Annotated in this window: 19 protein-coding genes; 10 read left to right on the forward strand and 9 right to left on the reverse strand. The window is 73.8% G+C overall.

What is annotated here, in order from left to right; all coding sequences use genetic code 11:
* Positions 1–69 precede the first annotated feature (69 nt).
* Positions 70–903: an NUDIX hydrolase gene (locus tag ACIBJE_RS26335; RefSeq protein WP_396752787.1), complete on the reverse strand. Its 834-nt coding sequence runs from the start codon at positions 901–903 to the stop codon at positions 70–72.
* Positions 904–1,125: 222 nt separating this feature from the next.
* On the opposite strand from ACIBJE_RS26335, the gene ACIBJE_RS26340 reads away from it, so the two are divergent.
* Positions 1,126–2,103: a Gfo/Idh/MocA family protein gene (locus tag ACIBJE_RS26340; RefSeq protein WP_396752789.1), complete on the forward strand. Its 978-nt coding sequence runs from the start codon at positions 1,126–1,128 to the stop codon at positions 2,101–2,103.
* Between the two features lie 138 nt (positions 2,104–2,241).
* On the opposite strand, the gene ACIBJE_RS26345 is transcribed toward ACIBJE_RS26340, so the two are convergent.
* The 3 genes from ACIBJE_RS26345 to ACIBJE_RS26355 form a co-directional block, all read right to left on the reverse strand.
* The gene (locus ACIBJE_RS26345; protein ID WP_396752791.1) at positions 2,242–3,246 is read right to left on the reverse strand and encodes an anion permease; all 1,005 of its coding nucleotides are present in this window, start codon (positions 3,244–3,246) and stop codon (positions 2,242–2,244) included.
* Between the two features lie 4 nt (positions 3,247–3,250).
* A complete protein-coding gene (locus ACIBJE_RS26350) occupies positions 3,251–3,877 on the reverse strand; it encodes a DUF47 family protein (protein WP_357139411.1) in 627 nt (208 codons plus the stop codon).
* Positions 3,878–3,998: 121 nt separating this feature from the next.
* Positions 3,999–4,943, reverse strand: a complete 945-nt coding sequence (locus tag ACIBJE_RS26355) for a PPK2 family polyphosphate kinase (protein WP_396752794.1) — start codon at positions 4,941–4,943, stop codon at positions 3,999–4,001.
* 111 nt (positions 4,944–5,054) lie between these two features.
* On the opposite strand from ACIBJE_RS26355, the gene sigJ reads away from it, so the two are divergent.
* Positions 5,055–5,972 (forward strand): RNA polymerase sigma factor SigJ, encoded by a 918-nt coding sequence (gene sigJ, locus ACIBJE_RS26360; protein ID WP_396752796.1) that lies wholly within the window; start codon positions 5,055–5,057, stop codon positions 5,970–5,972.
* Between the two features lie 4 nt (positions 5,973–5,976).
* On the opposite strand, the gene ACIBJE_RS26365 is transcribed toward sigJ, so the two are convergent.
* Positions 5,977–6,483, reverse strand: coding sequence for a DUF402 domain-containing protein (locus ACIBJE_RS26365; RefSeq protein WP_396752798.1), 507 nt, complete (start codon positions 6,481–6,483; stop codon positions 5,977–5,979).
* Positions 6,484–6,548: 65 nt separating this feature from the next.
* On the opposite strand from ACIBJE_RS26365, the gene ACIBJE_RS26370 reads away from it, so the two are divergent.
* Positions 6,549–8,792, forward strand: a complete 2,244-nt coding sequence (locus ACIBJE_RS26370; RefSeq protein ID WP_396752912.1) for an ATP-dependent DNA helicase — start codon at positions 6,549–6,551, stop codon at positions 8,790–8,792.
* Positions 8,793–8,842: 50 nt separating this feature from the next.
* Here the strand turns inward: ACIBJE_RS26370 and ACIBJE_RS26375 are convergent, their stop codons facing one another.
* Entirely contained in the window at positions 8,843–10,180 is a 1,338-nt protein-coding gene (locus ACIBJE_RS26375; protein WP_396752914.1) for an AI-2E family transporter, read from the reverse strand.
* A 146-nt stretch (positions 10,181–10,326) separates the two neighbouring features.
* Between ACIBJE_RS26375 and ACIBJE_RS26380 the strand changes: the two genes are divergently transcribed.
* Both ACIBJE_RS26380 and ACIBJE_RS26385 read left to right on the forward strand, forming a co-directional pair.
* Positions 10,327–10,665 carry a co-chaperone GroES gene (locus ACIBJE_RS26380; RefSeq protein WP_088981859.1) on the forward strand — a complete coding sequence of 113 codons (339 nt, stop codon included), beginning with the start codon at positions 10,327–10,329 and terminating at the stop codon, positions 10,663–10,665.
* A gap of 134 nt (positions 10,666–10,799) precedes the next feature.
* Positions 10,800–10,967, forward strand: a complete 168-nt coding sequence (locus ACIBJE_RS26385) for a hypothetical protein (protein WP_396752800.1) — start codon at positions 10,800–10,802, stop codon at positions 10,965–10,967.
* A 40-nt stretch (positions 10,968–11,007) separates the two neighbouring features.
* Here the strand turns inward: ACIBJE_RS26385 and ACIBJE_RS26390 are convergent, their stop codons facing one another.
* Positions 11,008–12,501, reverse strand: a complete 1,494-nt coding sequence (locus ACIBJE_RS26390) for a PrsW family intramembrane metalloprotease (RefSeq protein WP_396752802.1) — start codon at positions 12,499–12,501, stop codon at positions 11,008–11,010.
* A gap of 91 nt (positions 12,502–12,592) precedes the next feature.
* Entirely contained in the window at positions 12,593–13,777 is a 1,185-nt protein-coding gene (locus ACIBJE_RS26395; protein ID WP_396752916.1) for an aromatic acid exporter family protein, read from the reverse strand.
* A 312-nt stretch (positions 13,778–14,089) separates the two neighbouring features.
* Between ACIBJE_RS26395 and ACIBJE_RS26400 the strand changes: the two genes are divergently transcribed.
* Together ACIBJE_RS26400 and ACIBJE_RS26405 are read left to right on the forward strand one after the other, a co-directional pair.
* Positions 14,090–14,734 carry a metal-dependent phosphohydrolase gene (locus tag ACIBJE_RS26400; RefSeq protein WP_396752804.1) on the forward strand — a complete coding sequence of 215 codons (645 nt, stop codon included), beginning with the start codon at positions 14,090–14,092 and terminating at the stop codon, positions 14,732–14,734.
* A 103-nt stretch (positions 14,735–14,837) separates the two neighbouring features.
* Positions 14,838–16,238 (forward strand): FAD-binding oxidoreductase, encoded by a 1,401-nt coding sequence (locus ACIBJE_RS26405; RefSeq protein ID WP_396752806.1) that lies wholly within the window; start codon positions 14,838–14,840, stop codon positions 16,236–16,238.
* Positions 16,239–16,293: 55 nt separating this feature from the next.
* Here ACIBJE_RS26405 and ACIBJE_RS26410 read toward each other — a convergent pair whose 3' ends face one another.
* Complete coding sequence (locus tag ACIBJE_RS26410) at positions 16,294–18,108, reverse strand: glycerol-3-phosphate dehydrogenase/oxidase (RefSeq protein WP_396752918.1); 1,815 nt, start codon at positions 18,106–18,108, stop codon at positions 16,294–16,296.
* 81 nt (positions 18,109–18,189) lie between these two features.
* Between ACIBJE_RS26410 and ACIBJE_RS26415 the strand changes: the two genes are divergently transcribed.
* The 3 genes from ACIBJE_RS26415 (at position 18,190) to ACIBJE_RS26425 (ending at position 22,016) form a co-directional block, all read left to right on the forward strand.
* Positions 18,190–20,592 carry a S8 family serine peptidase gene (locus ACIBJE_RS26415; protein WP_396752808.1) on the forward strand — a complete coding sequence of 801 codons (2,403 nt, stop codon included), beginning with the start codon at positions 18,190–18,192 and terminating at the stop codon, positions 20,590–20,592.
* 158 nt (positions 20,593–20,750) lie between these two features.
* Positions 20,751–21,728: a GNAT family N-acetyltransferase gene (locus tag ACIBJE_RS26420; RefSeq protein WP_396752810.1), complete on the forward strand. Its 978-nt coding sequence runs from the start codon at positions 20,751–20,753 to the stop codon at positions 21,726–21,728.
* A 66-nt stretch (positions 21,729–21,794) separates the two neighbouring features.
* Positions 21,795–22,016: a hypothetical protein gene (locus tag ACIBJE_RS26425; protein ID WP_396752920.1), complete on the forward strand. Its 222-nt coding sequence runs from the start codon at positions 21,795–21,797 to the stop codon at positions 22,014–22,016.
* The last annotated feature ends 37 nt before the right edge of the window (positions 22,017–22,053 follow it).

The following is a 22,053-nucleotide window of genomic DNA, read 5'->3' on the forward strand; positions in this document are numbered from 1 at the left end:
GCCGCGCACAATCCTTGACCGAACCTCTCGATGTATTCGAGGACAAACTGGCACCCTCAGCAAACCGGCTCAGTCCAGGGTGAAGTAGGGGGCGTCGCCGTCCAGGTCGGCCAGGCGGGGCGTGATCGGCGTGGCGGCGTCCCGGCCCGCCGAGAGCCGGGCTACGTCGGCCAGGTCGCCGGCCGCCGCCACCTGCTCCAGCGTGAGCAGCGTCGGCGGCAGCATGGTCAGCTCACCGGCCGCCGCGCGGCGCAGCGCGTCCGCCGGGCGTACCCACATGGTGTGGTCCGCCTCGCCGGAGACGTCGCGCGTCCGCTGCCCCTCCGGCAGCAGAGCCACGAAGAAGTACGTGTCGAAGCGGCGCGGCTCGAACTCCGGCGTGATCCACCGGCTCCACGGCAGCAGCAGGTCCGACCGGAGGGTCAGCCCCCGACCGGTCAGGAACTCGGCGAAGTGCGTACGCCGCTTCTCCAGGTCGACCCGGGCGGCCTCCCAGTCGTCGCCGCTGACGTCGCCGACCACGGTCGCCGGGTCCGGGCCGGCGAGCAGCACGCCCGCCTCCTCGAAGACCTCACGGGCGGCGGCACACACCACCGAGCGGGCCGCCTCGGACGCGACTCCCAGCCGCCCGCCCCACTCGTCCGGGCCGGGGCCCGCCCAGCCCGGGTGTGCCTGCGCGTCCGACGGGTCGACGCCGCCACCGGGGAAGGCGTACACGCCGCCGAAGGCCATCGCGGCGACCCGGCGGATCACGTACACCTGGAAGCCGTCGGCGGCCGGACGCAGCAGCAGCACGGTGGCCGCGACCCGGGGCACCGCCGGGGTGCCGCCCTCGGCGCGGAACCGGCGGGCGTGCTCCACCAGCGCGGCCGGAGCGGGAAAGCTGCCGCTGTCGATCGTCATGCGCCGAGCCTAGTTCCCTCCGCCGTACCCCGTCGCGCCCTGCCCGGCGGTCGGCGGCACTGCGGGGTTGGGTGGTAGCAGGGGACCCCTCCTCATCAAAAAGCGGTAGCAGGGGACCCCTGCAACCACCCAAAGCCCGGCGGCAGCCGGACGGCCGGCGGGCTTCCCGGCGGGTGGATCAAGCGTGCTGCTCGGGCCGGAACTGCGCTAGCGTCCGGTCGCATGACACGTTGGGGCATCCTGGCCACCGGAAACATCGCCGCCCGCTTCGCCGAGGACCTGACCCTGGTGCCGGACGCCGAGCTGGTCGCCGTCGGCTCGCGCACCGCCGAGAGCGCCGAGCTGTTCGCCGCGAAGCACGGCGTCGCGCGGGCGTACGGCTCCTGGGCGGAGTTGGCCGCCGATCCCGACCTGGACGTGGTGTACGTCGCCACGCCGCACTCCGCCCACCACGAGGCCACCATGACCTGCCTGGACGCCGGCCGGGCGGTGCTGGTGGAGAAGCCGTTCACGCTCGACCTGGCGGACAGCACCGAGCTGGTCGAGAGCGCGCGCTCCCGTGGCGTCTTCCTGATGGAGGCCATGTGGATGCGGTGCAACCCGCTGATCCTGCGGATGGTGGAGCTGGTCGCCGAGGGGGCGATCGGCACGGTCACGTCGGTCCGGGCGGACTTCAGCATGGCCGGGCCGTTCCCGCCGGAGAGCCGGCTGCGCGCCCTGGCGCTCGGCGGCGGCGCCCTGCTGGACGTGGGCATCTACCCGGTCAGCCTGGCGCATCTGCTGCTCGGGAAGCCCGACCACCTCCGGGCCTGGGCGAAGATCAGTCCGGAGGGCGTGGACGAGAACACCGGCATCGTCCTCGGGTACGACTCCGGGGCGGTCGCCACGCTGAGCTGCGGTCTGGTCGGGGCGAGCCCGGTGACCGCCTCGATCGTCGGCACCACCGGCCGGATCGATCTGCCCTCGCTGTTCTTCCGCCCCGACTCGCTGACCCTGCACCGGGGCGGTCACGAGCCGGAGACGATCCAATCCGAGCTGGTCGGCAACGGCTATCAGTACGAAGCGATCGAGGTGCAGCGCTGCCTGGCCGAGGGGCTGTTGGAGAGTCCGCTGGTGCCGCACGCGACCACGCTGGAGGTGATGGGCCTGCTGGACGACGTCCGTGCCCAGATCGGCGTGGAGTATCCGACTCGGCGGTAGCCGCGTGAAGTGGTTGCCCTGTCAGGTGGTTGCAGGGGTCCCCTCCTCATCAAAAAGCGATAGGAAGGGACCCCTGCAACCACTCAAACCCCTGCAACCACCACTCAAGCCGTGCCGGGCGGAACCCCGGCGGGCGGTTCAGCTGAAGAGGGGCCGGACCAGGAAGTACATGATCGCGCCGATGCTGCCGGCGGCCGGGAACGTGAGGATCCACGCGCCGATGATGTTGCCGGCCACGCCCCAGCGGACGGCGGAGAGCCGCTTGGTCGCGCCGACGCCCATGATCGCCGAGGTGATCGTGTGGGTCGTCGAGATCGGGGCGCCGAGCACCAGGGCGTTGAAGTAGAGCACGCCGCTGGCGACGGTCTCGGCGGCGAAGCCCTCCGGCGGCTTCAGGTCGATGATCTTCCGCCCGAGGGTACGGATGATCCGCCAGCCACCGGCGTACGTGCCGGCCGCGAGCACCGCCGCAGACGTCCAGAACGCCCACTCCGGGATGAAGCCCGGGTCGTCCTGGTAGCCGCCGACGTAGAGGGCGAGCACCACGATGCCGATGGTCTTGGCAGCGTCCTGCATGCCGTGGCCGACCGACATGGCGGCGGCCGAGGCGGTCTGCGCCCAGCGGAAGCCCCGGTTCAGCTTGCCCGGGTGCCCCTTCCGGAAGATCCACTGCACCGCGATCATCACGATGTAGCCGAGGACGAAGCCGACCATCGGCGAGAGCACCATCGGAATGACCACGTCCTCGCCGATGCCGCTCCAGAGCACGGTGCCCGAGGCGGCCAGCGTCGAGCCGACCAGGCCACCGATGAGCGCGTGCGAGGAGGACGACGGCAGGCCGAAGTACCAGGTGATCAGGTTCCAGGTGATCGCGCCGATCACCCCGGCGAAGACGATGCCGAGGCTGGCCGTACCGGTGGGCAGCTTGACCAGGCCACTGCCGACGGTCTTGGCCACCTCGGCGCCGAAGTGCGCGCCGATGAAGTTGCCGACCGCAGCCATGGCCAGGGCGACCCGGGGTGTCAGCGCCCGGGTGGAGATGCTGGTCGCGATCGCGTTGGCGGCGTCGTGGAAGCCGTTGGTGTAGTCGAACACCAGGGCCACCCCGATCACCGCCAGCACGGCGATGAGTTCGGGACTCACGGGATCAGGACTCCTTGACCGCGATGGTCTCGACGGTGTTGGCCACGTGCTCGAAGGCGTCGCAGGCGGCTTCCAGCTCGTCGGCGACCTCCTTCATCTTCAGCACGGTCAACGCGTCGTACTCGCCGGAGAAGAGGCGGACCAGCAGCATGCGGTACGCCTGGTCACCCTCGTTCTCCAGCCGGTTGCACTCGATCCAGTAGTCCTCGAGGTCCTTCATCGACTTCAGCCGCGGCATCGCGTCGGCGGTCAGCTTCGCCTGCGCGTCCAGGACGTTGACCAGCTCGTGCATCTCGCGCGGCAGCGACGGCAGCTTGGTGAGGCCGTAGAGGTAGAGCAGGTTGCCGACCGCCTCCAGGTGGTCCATCACGTCGTCGAGCAGCGACCCGAGGCGGTAGATGTCCTCGCGGTCGAAGGGCGTGATGAAGGTGGAGTTGATCTTCTTGTACAACTCGTGGGTGATCTGGTCGCTGTCGTGCTCCACCTCGGTCAGGCGCTCGCTGACCGACTGGACGTCGACGCCCGGCAGGGCCAGCTCGTTGAGCAGCTCCGTGCCCTTCACCAGATTCTGCGCGGCCCTGGTGAAGAGCTCGTAGAAAGCGCCCTCGGAGGGGCGGAAGGAAAACTTCACAGCACGGACCTCGTCGTGTCGATGGAAGGGTGACGGCCGCCCGGGGAGAGGCACTGCCCAGCGCATGCTAGGGAAGGTTCAGGAGCCGGAAAATGCCGGCCCACCCCCGGTCGGACGTCATTCATGCACCGTTCACCCGCTGTTCACCTTGACCCGCCCACCCGGACAGCAGTCGCCGCCGTTCCCGCGCGAGATCGACGGTCGGCGGCGGATACCCCAGGTCGAGCGTGGCGAACGTCTCACGCAGCAGGTGCGCCACGGCCCAGTCGCGGTACCACTTCCGGTCCGCCGGAACGACGTACCAGGGGGCGACGTCGGTCGCGCAGCGGGACAACGCCTCGGCGTACGCGGCCTGGTAGTCGTCCCAGCGGGCGCGGGCGTCGACGTCGGAGGGGTCGTACTTCCAGTGCTTGCGCAGGTCGGTCAGCCGCTCCAGCAGGCGCTCGCGCTGCTCGTCCCGGGAGATGTGCAGCATCACCTTGACCAGGCTGACCCCCTCGGCGGCCAGTTCCTGCTCGAAGGCGTTGATCTCGTCGTAGCGCTGCCGCACGATCTCCTCCGGGGCCAGCGCCTCGACCCGGCCGATCAGCACGTCCTCGTAGTGGGACCGGTTGAAGATCCCGACGTGGCCGGCGGGCGGCAGGGCCCGGCGGATCCGCCACAGGAAGCGGTGCTTCAGCTCCTCGTCGGTCGGCGGCCCGAAGGAGGTGATCCGCAGCCCGAGCGGGTTCATCGCGCCGGCCACCCGCTTCACCGTGCCGTCCTTGCCGCCGCAGTCCATCGCCTGGAGCACCAGCAGCACCCGCCGATCGTCGGCCGGGTCGACCTTGACCGAGGCGAAGAGCATCTCCTGCTGCCGGGCCAGCTCCGCGCCGGCCAGCCGCACCTGCGCCCGGCACCACGACTTGCGGTCCGGGCCGGTCACCGTGGGGCCGGGCAGGCCGGGGGTGGCGCGCGGGTCGATCGCGGCGAGGTCGACCGGGGTGGCGGCCGGCGCCACCCGCAGCCGCTGCCGGATCCCGCCGCCGACCGGAGGGACGATGTCGGACACTTCGGGTGCGCTCATCCTGCGATCATCACCCAGGCCGCCGCCGCCCGCCCGTCGAGCGCCGACCCCGGCACGGTCCCGCCCCCACCGGTACGGCAGGGTTGGAGCAGGCGGGGACGAGGAGGCGGCGTGGACCTGGCGACCGAGTTCGAGGCGGAGCGGGCCCACCTGACGGCGCTGGCGCACCGGATGCTCGGCAGCCGCGCCGAGGCCGAGGACGCCGTCCAGGAGACCTGGCTGCGGTGCGCCGCCGCGCTCACCGATCCGACCGCCCGCGCACAGGTCCACGAGCTGCCCGCCTGGCTGACCACGGTCTGCGCCCGGATCTGCCTGGACGTGCTCCGCTCGGCCCGGCACCGGCGGGAGAGCTACCCGGGGCAGTGGCTGCCCGAGCCGGTGGTGACCCCGCTGCCGGACGGTTTCGCCCCCGACCCGGCCGAGCGGGTCAGCCGCGCCGACCAGGTCGGCACCGCGCTGCTCGTGGTCCTGGAGCGGCTCACCCCGGAGCAGCGCGTGGCGCTGGTGCTGCACGACATCTTCGCCGTCCCGTTCGACGCGGTCGCGGAGGTACTCGGGACCACCCCGGCCGCCGCCCGGCAGCTCGCCTTCCGGGCCCGGCGGGCGGTCGACGCCGACGGCGTACCCCGGCACCGGGCCGACCGGGCCGAACAGCGCCGGCTGGTCGAGGCGTTCCTCGCCGCCAGCGAGTCCGGTGACCTGGCCGAACTGCTGCGGGTGCTCGCGCCCGACGTGGTGCTGGTCGGCGACGGCGGCGGGCACTTCCCGGCGGCCCGGCGGCCGGTCCTCGGCGCGGACGCGGTGGCCCGCTTCGTGCTCGGCGTGTTCGGCCCCGACGGCCGGTACGCGGGCCGGGGCCGGTTCCGGTGGGTGCTGGTCGACGGCACCGTCGGCCTGTACGGCGAGGCCCCCCACCGGGACGGCCGAACGATCCGGGTGGTGCTCTCGTTCGCCGTGCACGACGGCCGGATCACCGGGGTGTTCAACCAGCTCAACCCGGATAAGCTGACCGCGCTGCCTCCGCTGTGAGGGCTCAGACCACGAGAGCCAGCCACTTGCGGTACGACGTGGCGAACGGCTCGGTGCCGTCGCCCAACGCCCCCATCAGCCAACGCGCGGCGGCCTCCGCCTCCATCACCAGGTCCTCCGGGTAGCCGAACCGGACCCGGTGCTCGGCGAACTCGTCCTCGTCGCGCAGCTCGACCGCTCCGGTGGCCCGCCGCCGGACCACGTCCAGGTCGAGGTCGACCAGGTGGACGGTGTCGGTGCCCTCCCAGCGGGCCGGACTGGCGATGTCGCAGTAGACCTCGCTGGTGCGCGGCGGCGGGTTGAACATCCCCGTCCACCAGCCGTGGTGCGGCACCAGCAGGACGAAGGGGATCTGCTCCACCGAGGGACGACCGTGGTAGATCGACTCGGTGCCGGCGGTGACGCCGAGCCAGACGCCCAGGTCGTCCTCGGCGAGCCGCCGGGCCCGGTAGTCGCGGTGGTCGCTGCCGTCGTACTTCCGGTAGATCACACGCACCACGTCGCTCGGCATGCCTCGCAGCCTATCCCGTACCCCCCAAGGGGCGCGCCACGGCGAGAACCGCCCGACACTGACCGATTCCGGACGGTGACCTCCGCCACGACGTCATCGGCGCGAACGGTGTCGTCGGGTACGGGTACGGTCGCACGGTGACTCCGCCGCGCGCCGCCACCAGTTCCGCCAGTTCCCGCACCCGGCGCCGGGGAGCCCGGCCGAGCGGCGCGGAGCTGCTCGAAGCGGCCGTGGGCGCGGTGCCCGGCGGGTCGGCCCGACCCGGACAGCAGCAGATGGTCACCGCGATCGAGGAGTGCGTCGCCACCCGGGAACACCTGCTGGTGCAGGCCGGCACCGGCACCGGCAAGTCCCTGGGCTACCTCGCCCCGGCGCTGACCGTGGACGGGCCGGTGGTGGTCTCCACCGCCACCCTCGCCCTCCAGGCCCAGCTCGTCGAGCACGACCTGCCCCGGCTCGCCAAGGCGGTCAAGCCGCTGCTCGGCCGCGAGCCGACCTTCGCCGTCCTCAAGGGACGGCACCACTACCTCTGCCTGGCCCGGCTGGACAGCTCCACTGAGGACGAGCCGGTGGACACCCTCTTCGACGCCCCGGCGGGCTCCGGCGGGGGCACCCGGTGGCTCGGGGAGGCGGGCCGGCTCGGCAAGCAGGTCCAGCGCCTGCGGGACTGGGCGATGGAGACCGACACCGGCGACCGCGACGAACTCGACCCGGGCGTGGACGACCAGGCGTGGCGACTGGCCTCGATGCCGGCCCGGGAGTGCGTCGGCGCGTCCCGCTGCGGGTTCGGGGCGGAGTGCTTCGCCGAGGCCTCGCGGGCACGGGCCCGGGAGGCGGACATCGTGGTCACCAACCACAGCCTGCTCGCGGTGGACATGCTGGCCGGCCGGCACATCGTGCCGCCGCACAAGCTGCTGATCGTCGACGAGGCCCACGAACTGGCCGACCGGGTCTCCTCGGCCGCCCAGGCCGAGCTGGTGCCCGAGCTGATCGACCGGTCCGCCAAGCGGGCCCGGCCGCTGCTCAAGCCGGAGGCCGCCGAGGCGCTCGGCGAGGCCGGCGACGCGCTGGCCGTCGCGCTGACCGAGGCACCCGCCGGGCGGATCACCAGCGGGCTGCCGGGGCCGCTGCGCGAGGCGTGCACCCTGCTGGACGCGGCCACCCGGACCGCCCTGGACGCGATCGGCGAGGTCAAGGCCGACGACCCGGACCCGGTCCGCAAGCAGCAGGCCAAGGCGGTGCTGGACGAACTCTGCACCACCGCCCAGCGGCTGCTGGAGGAGTCCGACCACGACGTGGCCTGGGTGGAGAAGCCGGACAACGGCAACCGGCGGGCCCTGGTGGTCGCGCCGCTGTCGGTCGCCGGCACCCTCGCCACCCACCTGTACGAGGAACGCACCGTCGTCGCCACCTCGGCCACCCTGACCCTGGGCGGCCGGTTCGACACGGTGGCCCGTGCGCTCGGCCTGGAGGCCCCGCCGGCCACCCCGCCGTCACCGGCGGCCAGCGCCCTGGCCACCGCCACCGGGCGGGCCGACCGGTCGGCGTCGGCGCGGGCGGACGCCCCGCCGGTGGCCCCGTCGCGCGACCGCCCTGGGTCAACTCCGGCCGGTGCCGCCGAGCCGGCGACCGAGGGGCCGGGCTGGCGGTCGCTCGACGTGGGCTCCCCCTTCGACTACGCCCGGCAGGGCATCCTCTACGTCGCCGCGCACCTGCCCCGGCCCAGCGTCTCCGGGCTGCCCGAGGCGGCCGGCGAGGAGCTGCTCGCGCTGGTCGGTGCGCTCGGTGGGCGTACCCTCGGGCTCTTCTCGTCACGGCGGGCCGCGCAGCAGGCCGCGGAGCTGCTCCGGGCGCGGACCGACCTGCCGGTCCTGCTCCAGGGCGAGGAGTCCCTGCCGCTGCTGGTGCGCCGGTTCAAGGAGGAGAGGTCGAGCTGCCTGTTCGGGGTGATGTCGCTCTGGCAGGGGGTGGACGTGCCGGGCGACTCGTGCCAGCTCGTGGTGATCGACAGGCTGCCGTTCCCGCGTCCGGACGAGCCGCTCGCGGCGGCCCGGGCGGCGGCGGTGGACGCCGGCGGCGGTTCCGGTTTCGCGTCGGTCAGCGTGCCGATCGCCGCCATCCGGCTGGCCCAGGGGGTCGGACGGTTGATCCGCTCCACCGGCGACCGGGGCGTGGTCGCCGTGCTGGACTCCCGGTTGGAGACGGCCCGTGGGTACGGGCCGTTCCTGCGCCGGTCGCTGCCGCCGTTCTGGTACACGACCCGGCCGGAGGTCGCCCGGGGCGCCCTGGAACGGCTCGGCCGCTCCTGAGCGACGACCGCCGGTGCCCGGTCACCGGACGGGGTCGGTAGCAGTGGTGGCTACGGAGCCTTGGCGGCGACCACCACCGCGTCCGGTGGGGTGTCCGGCACGGTCCGGGCGGCGAGCCGGCGCACGGCGGTGTTCAGCACCGCGATCAACGGGACCGAGACCAGGGCACCGGTGATCCCGGCCAGCACCACCCCGGCGGCGATACCGATGATCACGGCGAGCGGGTGGATGGCCACCGCCCGGCCCATGATCAACGGCTGGAGGACGTGCCCCTCGATCTGCTGCACGCCGATCACCACCCCGAGGATGATCAGGGCGGTGACCAGTCCACTGTCGACCAGGGCGACCAGCACCGCGACCGTGCCGGAGAGGGTCGCGCCGACGATCGGGATGAACGCGCCGAGGAAGACCAGCGCCGCCAGCGGGAAGGCGAACGGGATGTCGAAGGCGACCAGGAAGACGCCGATGCCGACCGCGTCGATGAAGGCCACCAGCACGGTGGCGCGGACGTAGGCGACCAGGGTCGCCCAGGAGGCCTGGCCGGCGTCGTCGACCTTCCAGCGGGCCGCGACCGGCAGCAGCCGGACCAGGAACCGCCAGATGGTCCGACCGTCCCGCAGGAAGAAGAAGGTCGCGAACAGCACCAGCAGTGCGCCGGTCAACACCTCGGCGACGGTCGCGGCGGTGGAGAGCGCGCCACTGGTCAGCTGGTTGGTGTTGTCGTTGACCCACTGCTGACCCTCGTTGATGTAGCGGTCGAGCTGGTTGTCGCTCAGGTGCAACGGGCCGGTCTTCAGCCAGTCCTGGATCTGCCGGACCCCCTGGGAGGACTTCTTGCTCAGCTCCGGGACGCCCTTGATGAACTCGTTGACCACCAGGGTCAGCGTCCCGACCACCGCGGCCACCCCGCCCACCAGCACCACCGCCGTGGCCAGCGACCGGGGGAACCGGGCCCGCAGCAGCCAGCCCACGGCCGGGGCGAGCAGCGCCGAGAGCAGCAGCGCGACGGCCAACGGGATGATCACGATGCGGATCTGGCCGACGATCTTCAGCAGCGCCCAGCCGACCAGTCCGACCACCAGCAGCCGCCACGACCAGGCGGCGGCGATCCGCAGCGCGTGCGGGACGTCCGCGTCGTCCCGGCTGGCGGTGGAGGGGTGCGGGGCGGCCGTGTTCTCCGCGTCGACCACCGTCGCCGACGGCGGGGCGGCCGGCCCCGGGGTGGCGGGCGAGGCGATCCCCGGTTCCGGTCCTCCTGACCGCACGGAGACGGCGCCGGTCCGGACACGGTGGCGTTCCCGGCCCGCCCGGACCGCGTCCCGTCCCGACTCGTACGCGCGGCGGAGCCGTCCGCGTACCCGTTCCAAGCGGCTCACGCACACCTCCAGGGGTGACCAGCTGTTGTCCTACCGTAACGACCGAACATGAACCGTCGACGACGCCACGGTAGGCACGTTCCGCCACACCTTGCCCCGGCGCCGCACCCGGTAACCACCAGCGGGAGGGCGCGTCCGGACACGGTAGCGTTCCTCCCGTGACCGCTGACCAGAATCTCGACTCCGGGCTGCCGATCCGTCTCCTGCACGACCGTGTGCTGGTGCGGCTGGAGGGGAGCGAGGGTGAGCGCCGGTCCACCGCCGGCATCGTGATCCCGGCGACCGCCGCCGTGGGCAAGCGTCTGGCCTGGGCGACGGCGGTGGGAGTCGGCCCGAACGTCCGGTCCATCGTCTCCGGCGACCGGGTGCTCTTCGACCCCGACGACCGGTCCGAGGTCGAACTGCACGGCCGGGGCTACGTCCTGCTCCGCGAGCGGGACGTGCACGCCGTCGCCGCCGAACGCGTCGAGAACGACTCCACCGGCCTGTACCTCTAACCCGGCGTTCTTCCCCGGCCGGTACCGACCTCCGGCCCGACACCCTCCCCACCGACCGGGCCGTTGCCCGGTCGGTGCCGTTTGCGTCTGGGAACGGCGGGAAGCCAGGCACGTCCACGCCCTGGGGAGGGACGATGCCGGTTTTCCTGAAGAAGCTGCTGATCTGGGGAAGCGTCGCCTTCCTGATCTACTTCATGGCGTTCCGGCCCCAGGGGGCGGCGGAGATGTTCAAGGCCATCGGAGCCGGCCTGATGGCCATCGCCGCCGGTCTGGGCGACTTCCTGACCAGCCTGCTGACCTGATCCCAGCCCGGACCAGGTCGATCACGGACCGGGTCGGAGGTCAGTGGTGGGGCGGCCAGCCGGCGGGTGGGGGCGGGCCGTACCAGGCGGGGGAACCGGGGACGTGCGCCGGCGGGGGCGGCGGCGCGAGCACCACCGGGATCGGCACCACCGGCTCGTCCGGCGGGTCGACCGGGCGCTGCTGGCCGTCCGGGAAGCGCAGGTGGTAGCGCTGCCCGTCCCAGATCCCGACCGGGGCGTACGGATCACGCCCCACGAAGAACGACCGGTACGAGCTGATCGTGTCCAGCAGGTGCCGCTCCTCGGCGAGGGTCCGCTGCCAGTCGGCCGGCCGGGTGTCCAGGCCCCGTCGCATGCCGTCCCGGAGCAGGGCCAGCCGGGTGGCGGAGAACTGGTAGCCCCGCATCGCCTTCACCGCCCGGTCGCCCCCGACCCGGCGGGCCCAACTCCGGGCCGCGTGCCGGCGGCCGAGGCTGCCCAGCGCGGCCACCTCCGGCGGGGTGAGCCAGCCGGCGCGGACGTAGTCGGGCAGGATGCGTTCGGTCAGGCGTCCCTCCCAGGCCCGCAGCCAGACCGCCAGGCCGACCATGCCGAAGAAGATCGGCACCATCACGCCGATGTAGCCGTAGAGGGCGACCAAAGGCTGCCCGATGGCCAGGGACAGCGACGGCAGGAAGTTCCAGGCGCCGTGCAGCATCATCGCCAACAGCAGCCCGGCGAGCGGGGCGAGCACCCGTACCCGGCGGTCGGCGGTACGCGCGGCGATGCCCAGCCCCACCCCGACCATCGAGGTGAACAGCGGGTGGGCGAACCCGAAGATCAGGATCCGGACGATGAAGGTCAGCAGGACCATCTGCGCGCCGGTGGCCGGACCGTACTCCTCGACGCCGGTGCGGTAGCTGTGCCCGCCCAGGTAGAGGATGTTCTCCACCATCGCGAAGCCGACCGCCGACAGCCCGCAGTAGACGATCCCGTCGGTGATGCCGGACCACTCCCGCCGCCGGAACAGCAGCAGCAGGATCGGGCCGAGCGCCTTGGTCAGCTCCTCGATGAACGGGGCGCTGAACACGGCGGTGAGCGAGTCGGGCAGCCCCCAGTCGGCGAACCGGTCGGCGAAGAACCCGTTGACGGTCAGCGACGCCGCGGTGGAGACGAACGCCCCCCAGGCGAAACAGAAGACCAGGTACTTCAGGGGCTCCGGCTCGTACCGGTCGAGCCAGAGGAAACAGGTCACCAGCACCGGAACCGGCAGGATCGCGGCGACCAGGCCGATCAGCAGCGCCTCCGCCCCCAGGCTCTCGCCGAGCGTGAAGAGCATGAAGACCGCACAGGCGGCGATGAGCAGGATCGCGCCGGCCAGCACCACGTACCGCCACCAGCTCCGGCGACGGTACGGCAGCGGCACGCCGGGCGGCCCGCCCAACGGGGAGAGGGCGGGGCTCGGCGGCGGCGGAGCAGCCGGGGTGGCTCCGCCGGACGGGGTGTCGGCCATGCGGTCAGCGTAGCCACCCGTCACCGGACCGGCCGGGCGCATTCGGTACGGGTGATGCGCGACCGCCGAAGGCGGGCGTCGGAGGGCGTGCCGGAGGACGACCCGGAGACGTGCGTGCGGGCGGCGCGGGTGGTCAGGGCAGCGGCGGGGGTGAGGTGTGCCGGGGCGGAGCGTGCTGCTCGGCGGGGTCGTGCTGCTCGGCGGGTGGGGTGGGGCTCTCCTCCTCACCGAAGGCTTCCCGGACCAGCCGGTTGGCCTCCTCCTGCTCCAGGCCGGAGGCGACCATCAGATCGCTGGCGGTGGTACGCACCTGCGCCACCACCACGCTGCCGGAGAAGCCGACTCCCTGTGTGTACGCCCGGCCGGCCTCGCTGACCGCGCGCAGGGAACGCTCCCGGCTGTCCTGCGGTTCCGCCCCGACGGCGAACTCGTGCCGGAGCAGCCGCACCGACTCGGCGAGGTGACCGACCGCGTCGGGCAGCGGGTCGGGCACCGGTTCCCCGTCCTCGATCATGGTCACCGCCCGCCGGATCAGCGTGCCGCTGTTGCGCATCGCCCGGTCGATCGGCTCGGCGGCCTCGGCGTAGTGGTGCAGCTCGTCGCGCCGGTGCCAGCGGGCCGGGGAGATGGTGATGGTCTCCTTCGCCCCCTCGATCGCCTCGGTGAACGCGGTCAGCTCCTCCTGGTTCGCCCGGAGCCGTTCCAGTGACCGCTGGCACAGGTCCCGGTCCCGGTCCCGGATCCCCTGGGACGCCCGGTCGAGCTGGTCGGCGAGCAGGTCCAGGGCCGGACGGGCGGCCCGGTTGATCACGCGGAGCGGGTTGAGCGGGAGCAGCACCGCCGTCACCAGCAGCGCGATGCCGCCACCGACGAAGGCGTCCACGAACCGGGGGATCTCCAGGTCCTCGGTGGACGGGCTGAGCGTGGCGATCAGCACGGCCGTCGCCGCCGCCTGGATGACCACCGAAGCGCTGCCACCGAGGAAGGTCGAGATGACGATGGCGAGGATCACCACGAGGGCGAGCTGCCAGGGCCCGGTGCCGAGGAAGTAGATGAGCACGTCACCGATGAACACCCCGATGGCCACCCCGACGATCAGCTCGACCGTCCGGCGCAGCCGCTGCCCCACCGAGGCGGCCAGGGTGCCGACCGCCGAGATCGGCGCGAAGACCGGCTCCGGGTTGCCGAGCAGTTCGTGCGCGGCCAGCCAGGCGAGCGCCGCCGCCAGCCCGGCCTGCAACGCGAGCGTCATCACGCTGCGCAGCCGGTGCAGCCGGTCGCTCAGGGTGGCCCGACCCCGGTGCCGCAACTCGGCCATCGCCCCGGCGATCCGGGCGGTGTCGACGTCGACCAGTCCGTCCCGCAGCCGCCCGGAACGGTGCCACAGCGCACGGCGACGGTTACGGGCAACGGCCATGGGCGGGACTACCCGCGCCGGGGCGGGTGAATCCTGCCCTCCCTTCCCCACCGCTCGCCCGGCGGCGGCACGCTCACCCGTCACTCGCGGTGCCATCCGCCTCCGTGGCTCGTCCACCATCCCGGCAACCACTCCCCGCAACCGACTCCGGGAGCCGCCGACGGCAGCGACCAGCGGCCGGCACCAAGCGACGGCGTAGGGCAGACTGCGTCCGTGGAGACGCTGGTGCGACGGTGGCGGGCGGCGGCCCGCGCGGCGGGGGCCCCGGACACGGAGGCGCTGACCCGGGCCGGGGAGGCGCTGCTCACCCGCTGGCGGGAGCCGCACCGGCATTACCACACCGTCGCGCACCTGACCGCCGTGCTGGACGTGGTCGACGCGTACGCCGGGCACGCCGACCGGCCCGACCTGGTGCGGCTCGCCGCCTGGTGCCACGACGCGGTCTACGACCCGCGCGCCACCGGGGACGCCAACGAGCGGGACAGCGCGGCGCTGGCCGGCACCCTGCTCACCACGTCGGGGATCCCCGCCGGGGCGGTAACCGAGATCTGTCGGCTGGTGCTGCTCACCGCCGGGCACGCGGTCGCCGCCGACGACCGCGACGGGGCTCTGCTCTGCGACGCCGACCTGGCCGTCCTCGGGTCCGAGCCGCAGCGGTACGACGACTACGCCGCCCGCGTCCGCCGGGAATACGCGCACGTGCCCGAGCCGGCGTTCCGGGCCGGTCGCGCCCGGGTGCTGGCCGGGCTGCTCGCCCTGCCGGCGCTGTTCCGCCTCCCCGCGCCGGCCGCGCGGTGGGAGGCCCCGGCGCGGGCGAACCTGACCCGGGAGCTGGCCGCACTGCGGTCGGTCGGATGAGGCAACGGATGCCCGGACGGTGACCGCCGTCCCGTCTCCGCCACCTGAGACGGGACCCGCCACCCCGTGGTCACCTGGACGGGGCGCGGCTACCCTCTCCTGCATGTCCGCCACCCCCCTCCTCGACGAACTGCGCGCCGCGCTCGGTGAGGCCGCCGTGCTGACCGACCCGGACCTGCTGCGGATGCACCAGCGGGACGAGGCCGACCTCTGCCCCGCCGGCATGCCCCTGGTCGTGGTCCGCCCACGGGACACCGCCGGGGTGGTCGCGGTGGTGCGCGCGGCGGCCCGGCACGGCGTACCGGTGGTGCCGCAGGGTGCGCGGACCGGGCTGGCCGGCGCGGCGAACGCGGTCGACGGCGCGGTGGTGCTGACCACCTCGGCGATGGACGCCATCCTGGAGATCGACCCGGTCAGCCGGATCGCCGTGGTGCAGCCCGGGGTGGTCAACGCCACCCTGGCCGGCGCGGCCCGTCGGCAGGGGCTCTACTACCCGCCCGACCCGGGCTCCTGGGAGTCGTCGACCATCGGCGGCAACGTGGCCACCAACGCCGGCGGTATGTGCTGTGTCAAGTACGGCGTGACCACGGAGTACGTGCTCGGCCTGGAGGTGGTGCTCGCCTCCGGCGAGGTGCTGCGCACCGGGCGACGGACCGCCAAGGGCGTCGCCGGTTACGACCTGACCCGGCTCTTCGTCGGCTCCGAGGGGACCCTCGGGATCATCACCGAGGTGACCCTGGCGCTGCGGCCCGCCCCGGAGGAGTCGCTGACCCTGGTCGCGGTCTTCGACTCCACCGCCGACGCGGGCACGGCCGTCGCCGGGATCGCCGCGCAGGGATTGAGCCCGAGCCTGCTGGAACTGCTCGACCGGACCCACCTTCAGGCGATCGAGGCGTACCAGCCGATGGGGCTGCGCACCGACGCCGAGGCGCTGCTGCTCGCGGCGGCCGACACCGGTCCCCGGGCCGCCGAGGACCTCGCCCGGCTGGCGAAGGTCTGCGAGGCGGCCGGCGCGTCCGAGGTGTACGCCGCCACGGACGCCGTGGAGGCGGCGGCGCTGCTCCAGGCCCGGCGGCTGGCCTACCCGGCGATGGAGGCGTTCGCCGCCCGGTCGTACCCGGCGGGCAACGGCGGGCTGATCCTCGACGACGTGGCGGTGCCACGTGGCGCGCTCGCCGCGCTGCTCGACGGGGTGGCCCGGATCGCCGCCGAGTGCGACGTGCCGATCGGGGTGGTGGGGCACGCCGGGGACGGCAACATGCACCCCATCATCGTGGTCGACCGGACCGACCCGGCCAGCCTGGAGCAGGGCCGCCGGGCCTTCGACGAGATCATGCGACTCGGCCTGGAGCTGGGCGGCACCTGCACCGGCGAGCACGGGGTGGGCCTGCTCAAGCGGGATTGGCTGGCCCGCGAGATCGGGCCGGTCGGCGTCCGGGTACACCACGCGATCAAGGCGGCGCTCGACCCGGACGGCCTGTTCAACCCCGGCAAGGTGTTCTGACCTTCGGCCCAGGGCACGGTGCTCTGCCCGCCGGGGCCCGGAGGCCCCGGCGGGGTCAGTGCGGGGTGGGCAGCCCGCTCAGGTCGCTGTCCGTGCCCCGGTCGGCGGCGAAGCCCCGGACGTCGGGCGCGCCGAGCCGGGCCGCGTCGGCGGTGGCGTCGTCCGGCATCCGCTGCGACTGCCGTTCCGCCTCCACCCGGGCCCGGTAGTGGGCGACCTCGCGGGCCCGCACGTCGGCGTCCCAGCCGAGCACCGCGCCCATCAACTCGGCCGTGTGCTCCGCCGACTCCAGCCCCCGGTGGCTGGTCTCGAAGGAGATCCGGGTACGCCGGGTCAGCACGTCCTCCAGGTGCAGGGCGCCCTCCGCCCGCGCCGCATAGGTGACCTCGGCGGCCAGGTACTCGGGGGCTCCGGCGAGCGGGGCGGCGAGCAGTGGATCCGCCGCGATCAGGGCGAGCAGATCCAGGGTGAGGCTGCCGTACCGCTCCAGCAGGTGCTCCATAACGCCGACCGGCACCCCGTGCCGGCGGGCCAGGTCGGCCCGGTCCCGCCACATCGCCGCGTACCCGTCCGCGCCGAGCAGCGGCAGGTCGGCGGTGCGTGACGGGCGGACGTTGCCGAGCCGCCGGGCGGCCCGGTCGACCACGTCGCCGGCCATCACCCGGTACGTCGTGTACTTCCCACCGGCCACCAGGAGCAGCCCCAGCATCGGCTCGACCACCGCGTGTTCCCGGGAGAGCTTCGAGGTGGAGTCCGCCTCGCCGGAGAGCAGCGGGCGCAGCCCGGCGTAGACGCCCTCGATGTCGGCGGTGGTCAACGGCTTGTCGAGCACCGCGTTGACCTGTTGCAGCAGGTAGTCGATGTCGCGGGCGGAAGCGGCCGGGTGGGAACGGTCCAGCCGCCAGTCGGTGTCGGTGGTGCCGATGATCCAGTGCCCGCCCCACGGGATGACGAAGAGCACCGAGGTCGGCGTCCGCAGGATCAGCCCGGTCTCGCCGGTGATCGCCGATCGGGGCACCACCAGGTGCACCCCCTTGGAGGCACGGACCCGCAGGCCGGGGCGGAGTCCCACGTCGTTGAGCATCCGGGACAGGTCGTCGCTCCACACCCCGGTGGCGGCGATGACCGTGCGGGCGTGCACCTCGAACTCGGCGTCCGGCGAGCCCGGGGGCGCCTCCAGGTCCCGGACCCGTACCCCGGTCACCTCCCGGGCCTGCCGGATCAGGCCGACGGCGCGGGCGCTGGTCACCATCGTCGCGCCGAGGCTCGCCGCGGTGCGGGCCAGGGTGACCACCAGCCGGGCGTCGTCCACCTGCCCGTCGAAGTAGCGGATCGCGCCGGCCAACTGGTCGGCCCGCAGGCTGGGGAAGACCCGCCGGGTGCCCTCGCGGGTCAGGTGCCGGTGCAGCGGCATGCCCCGGCCGCCGCCGAAGAGGCCGGCGAAGACGTCGTACGCGGCCACGCCGGTGCCGTAGTAGGCCCGGCGCCAGGCGCGGGCCGGCAGGTCGCGCACCCCACCGCCGTCCGGCAGCGGCACCAGGATCGGCACCGGACGGACCAGGTGCGGCGCGAGCCGGGTGGCGAGCAGCCCCCGCTCGGTGAGCGCCTCGTGCACCAGGCCGAACTCCAGCTGCTCCAGATAGCGCAGGCCGCCGTGGATCAGCTTGCTGGATCGGCTGGAGGTGCCGGCGGCGAAGTCCCTCGCCTCGACCAGGGCCACCTTGAGGCCCCGGGACGCGGCGTCCAGGGCGGCGCCCGCACCCGTCACCCCACCCCCGATGACCAGGACGTCGAACCGCTCGGCCCGGAGCCGGCGCAGGTCGGCGGCCCGCCGGACGGGCGAGAGCTGACCGGCGACCGTACGGGAGATGTTGGGGTCACGCACCCGTTCACGGTAACCGGGACCGGCGGTCGGCGGCACACCCCGAGCCCGCCTGCGTACCGTACGGGCATGCAGCCCGTGTATCCGCCCGGTCCTCCCGTACCCCCGTCGACGGTGGCCCCGCCCGGGCCGCTGCCGGTGGTCGCGGCCGTCCTGGTCGGTTTCTGGACGGTCGCGGCGGTCCTGTTCCCCCAGCTCGTCGGCTGGCTCGCCGAGCAGGTGCTGCTCGCCAGCGGACTCCACCAGCCGGTCTGGCTCTGGCCGGTGGTCTCCCTGGTCACCGTCGTCGCGGTCGGGGTTCCCGCGCTGCTGCTGGCCCTGCTGCCTCGCTCCGGGGCGGTCCGCGCCACCGGCCGGGCCTGGCTGGCCGGGGCGGTCGCGCTCGGGGTGCTCGGGCTGCTCCGGATGATCCCGGCGGTGCACCACGAGGCGTACCTCGCCGCGCTCGCCCTGGTCGCCGCGCTGACCGCGATGGTCGCCGCCCGCCTGCCGCGCGCCGACACCGCCCCGGCCACGGACGGGCGGGACGGCACCGCCGGGGTCACCCCGCTCGCGGTCGCCGCCGGGCTGGTCCTGCTGCTGCCCTGGCTCTGGCTGGGCGCGCTCGGCGGGCTGCTGGAGACGGTGCTCGCCGCGCTCGCCGCCACGGCGGTCGGCGTCCTCGCCGGGGTCCTGCTCGACGTCGGTTTCTGGGTCCGCTTCGGGGCCGGCCGACCCACTCGTCCGGCGCTGCTGGTGCTGGGCGGCGGCTCGGTGGCCGGGGTGACGTTGCTGCTGCTCGCCGCCGGCACCGGTCACTCCGGTGCGCAGCTCGCCATGCTGCTGACCCTGCCACCGGTCGGATTCGTGCTCGGCGCGCTACAGGCGCCCACCGATGCGGGCGGACGGCCGGCCGGGCGCGCCCCGGTGCGCTGGCTGGTCGCGCTGGGCGTGTTCGGTCCGCTGGCCTTCACCGATCCGGAGGAGGTCACCCTGCTGCTGAGCACCACCCGGGACGTGCCGTTCTGGGTGATGGTCACCGCCGGGGCCGGTCTGGCCGTCGCGCTCCTGCTCGCCGTCGGGTACGGCGTGCTGCTGCCGCGCCGCGTTCCGGGGCGACGGTTCGCCACGGCGACCATGGCCGTCCTGCTGGTGGCGGGCACCCTGGTGTACGCCGGCCCCGGCCAGCCGGGGCTGCACGGCGAGCGCCTGCTGGTGGTGCTGCGGCAGCAGGCCGACCTGCGGGACGTCCCGGCCACCCCCGGGGCGGCCGGACGGGACGCCCGGGTCCGCGAGGTCTACCGCCGACTGGTCGACACCGCCGACCGTACCCAGGCCGACCTGCGTCGGGAGCTGGACCGGCTGCGGCTGGCGCACACCCCGTACTACCTGGTCAACGCGATCGAGGTGGACGGTGGCCCGGCGGTGCGGGCCTGGCTGTCGCGCCGCCCCGAGGTGGACCGGGTGCTGGTGAGCCAGCGGTTGCGTCCGCTGCCCGCGCCGGCCGGCACCAGCCGGGGCGACGCCGCCCCGCCCACCGGCCCCGAATGGAACATCCGCATGATCGGGGCGGACCGGGTCTGGTCGGAGCTGGACGTGGACGGCTCCGGGATCACCGTGGGCAGCTCGGACTCCGGCGTGGACGCTGGTCACCCGACCCTGGCGGCCGGGTTCCGGGGCGGCGACGACTCCTGGTACGACCCGTGGGAGGGCAGCCGGTCCCCGCGCGACAAGGGCGGGCACGGCACCCACACGATGGGCAGCGCGGTGGGACGGGACGGCATCGGAGTCGCACCCGGCGCGAACTGGACTGGCTGCGTGAACCTCGACCGCAACCTCGGCAACCCGGCGCGCTACCTGGACTGCCTCCAGTTCATGCTGGCCCCCTTCCCGCCCGGTGGCGACCCGTTCACCGCTGGCCGGCCCGAGCGGGCCCCGCACGTGCTCACCAACTCGTGGGGCTGTCCGACGATCGAGGGCTGCGACCCGCAGGTGCTGCGGCCGGCCACCGCCGCCTTCGACGCGGCCGGGGTGTTCGTGGTGGCAGCGGCGGGCAACACCGGCCCGTACTGCGCCTCGATCGACGACCCACCGGCCCCGTACGCGGACGTGTTCACCGTCGGCGCGGTGGACCGGTCCCGCCGGGTCACCGAATTCTCCAGCCGGGGGCCGGTGCCCGGAGTGGCCAAGCCCGACCTGGTCGCGCCCGGTGCGGCGGTACGCTCGGCGATGCCCGGGGGCGGCTACTCCGTGCTGGACGGCACCTCGATGGCGACCCCGCAGGTGGCCGGAGTGGTCGCGCTGATGTGGTCGGCCAATCCGGCGCTCGTCGGCGACCTGGACGGCACCCGCCGCATCCTGCGGGAGACCGCCACCCCGGTCGAGGCGTCGCCCCAACCGGGCGGTGAGAACCCGACGTGCGGCGGTGCCCCCAACGTCGCCGGGGCCGGCCTGGTCGACGCCTACGCCGCCGTCCGCGCCGCTGGGGTGTGAGCAGGGGTCCCTTGTTACCGCTTTTTGCGTAGGAGGGGCCCCCTGCAACCACCGCTGCCGCCGCAACATCCGCACCGCCGCAACCACCGGCAGCTGCCGCCGTGCGGGTGGTGTAGCAACTGTCGTTCGCGCCTGGGTGTGGCCTAGGGTCGGCGACCATGGACGACGAGCGGATCAGCGTGACCGAGCTGACCATCGAGCGGCTGCCCGAGGTGGTCGCGCTCTGCCGCCGGGGCCTGGACCTGGCCGAGGACGCCGCCGAGGCCGAGACCATCGTGGACACCGTGTACCGGCGGGCCCGGGTCGACCGGCCGGTGGTCGGGCTGCTGGCCGTACGGGGCACGAAACCGGTCGGCGTGCTGGTCTGCTCCGTTGCCGGGCAGCCGGATCCGCCGGGGGCGGCGTACGGGTGCGTGGACCTGGTGGTGGTCGCACCGGAGGAGCGGCGACGCGGCGTGGGGCGGACGCTGCTGGCGTACGCCGAACGGTGGCTCGCCGAGCGGGGCGCGCGGGAGGTGCTGCTCGCCGGGAACCCGCCGTACTACGCCTGGCCGGGCATCGACGTGCGCTACACCCCGGCGGTCTGCGCCGTGCTGGCGCTGGGCTACCGCCAGGACCGGACCGCCTGGAACATGACCGCAGACCTGTCGTACGACGACTCGCCCGCGCTGCGCTCCACGACGGAGGCGGAGCGGCGGCTGGCCACTGTGGGCGTGACGGTACGCCGGGCGGAACCGGCCGACCTGCCGGCGCTGACCGCGTTCGCCCGCGACACCTTCGGCGGTGCCTGGGACCGTGAACTGGTCGGCTCGGTGGGACGTGCCGGGGCGGGGTGCCATGTGGCGTGGCGCGACGGGGCGGTGGTCGGTTTCGCCGCCTGGGGGTCCTCCCGCCCGAGCTGGTTCGGGCCGATGGGCACCGATCCGGCGGCGGTCGGTTCGGGGATCGGGAGCGTGCTGCTGCGGCGTTGCCTGCGGGACCAGCGGGCCGCCGGGATCGCGCGCGCCCAGATCGGCTGGGTGGGCCCGGTGCCGTTCTACTCGGGCAGCGCGGGTGCCCGGATCGAGCGGGTCTTCCTGCTCTACCGGAAGGACATCAGCCCCGATCGTACGCAAACCGGGCAGGAACCTGAATAGTCCCGTTCCACCCCGGGCCCCGCCGTGGATCTCCTACCGTTTCGGCAGGAGGAGGCAGTCATGAGGATGGACGACGAACCCGCCGACGACACCGCCTGGGCACCCGTCGGTGACCTGTCCGGCCACCTGCCGATCGACTGGCTGGACTACGGCGACGCCGAACAACTGGTGGAGATGTCCGCCGGCACCGAGCCGACAGCCGGTGAACCGTTGGAGATGGTGGACGCGCCCGTCGGGACCGACCCGCCGGACCACCGTCCGGGCCGACGACGCCCCCTGCCGACATGACCGGACCGGACCGGGCGGGCCGGCCGCAGACAGCGGA

It is taken from the genome of Micromonospora sp. NPDC050187 (genome assembly GCF_044459745.1).
Lineage (GTDB): Bacteria > Actinomycetota > Actinomycetes > Mycobacteriales > Micromonosporaceae > Micromonospora.

Coding starts and splice junctions, on each gene's coding strand:
- ACIBJE_RS26335 (WP_396752787.1), bottom strand. CDS start 903: ATGACGATCGACAGCGGCAGCTTTCCCGCTCCGGCCGCGCTGGTGGAG.
- ACIBJE_RS26340 (WP_396752789.1), top strand. CDS start 1,126: ATGACACGTTGGGGCATCCTGGCCACCGGAAACATCGCCGCCCGCTTC.
- ACIBJE_RS26355 (WP_396752794.1), bottom strand. CDS start 4,943: ATGAGCGCACCCGAAGTGTCCGACATCGTCCCTCCGGTCGGCGGCGGG.
- ACIBJE_RS26365 (WP_396752798.1), bottom strand. CDS start 6,483: ATGCCGAGCGACGTGGTGCGTGTGATCTACCGGAAGTACGACGGCAGC.
- ACIBJE_RS26385 (WP_396752800.1), top strand. CDS start 10,800: ATGCCGGTTTTCCTGAAGAAGCTGCTGATCTGGGGAAGCGTCGCCTTC.
- ACIBJE_RS26390 (WP_396752802.1), bottom strand. CDS start 12,501: ATGCGCCCGGCCGGTCCGGTGACGGGTGGCTACGCTGACCGCATGGCC.
- ACIBJE_RS26395 (WP_396752916.1), bottom strand. CDS start 13,777: ATGGCCGAGTTGCGGCACCGGGGTCGGGCCACCCTGAGCGACCGGCTG.
- ACIBJE_RS26405 (WP_396752806.1), top strand. CDS start 14,838: ATGTCCGCCACCCCCCTCCTCGACGAACTGCGCGCCGCGCTCGGTGAG.
- ACIBJE_RS26415 (WP_396752808.1), top strand. CDS start 18,190: ATGCAGCCCGTGTATCCGCCCGGTCCTCCCGTACCCCCGTCGACGGTG.
- ACIBJE_RS26420 (WP_396752810.1), top strand. CDS start 20,751: ATGGACGACGAGCGGATCAGCGTGACCGAGCTGACCATCGAGCGGCTG.
- ACIBJE_RS26425 (WP_396752920.1), top strand. CDS start 21,795: ATGGACGACGAACCCGCCGACGACACCGCCTGGGCACCCGTCGGTGAC.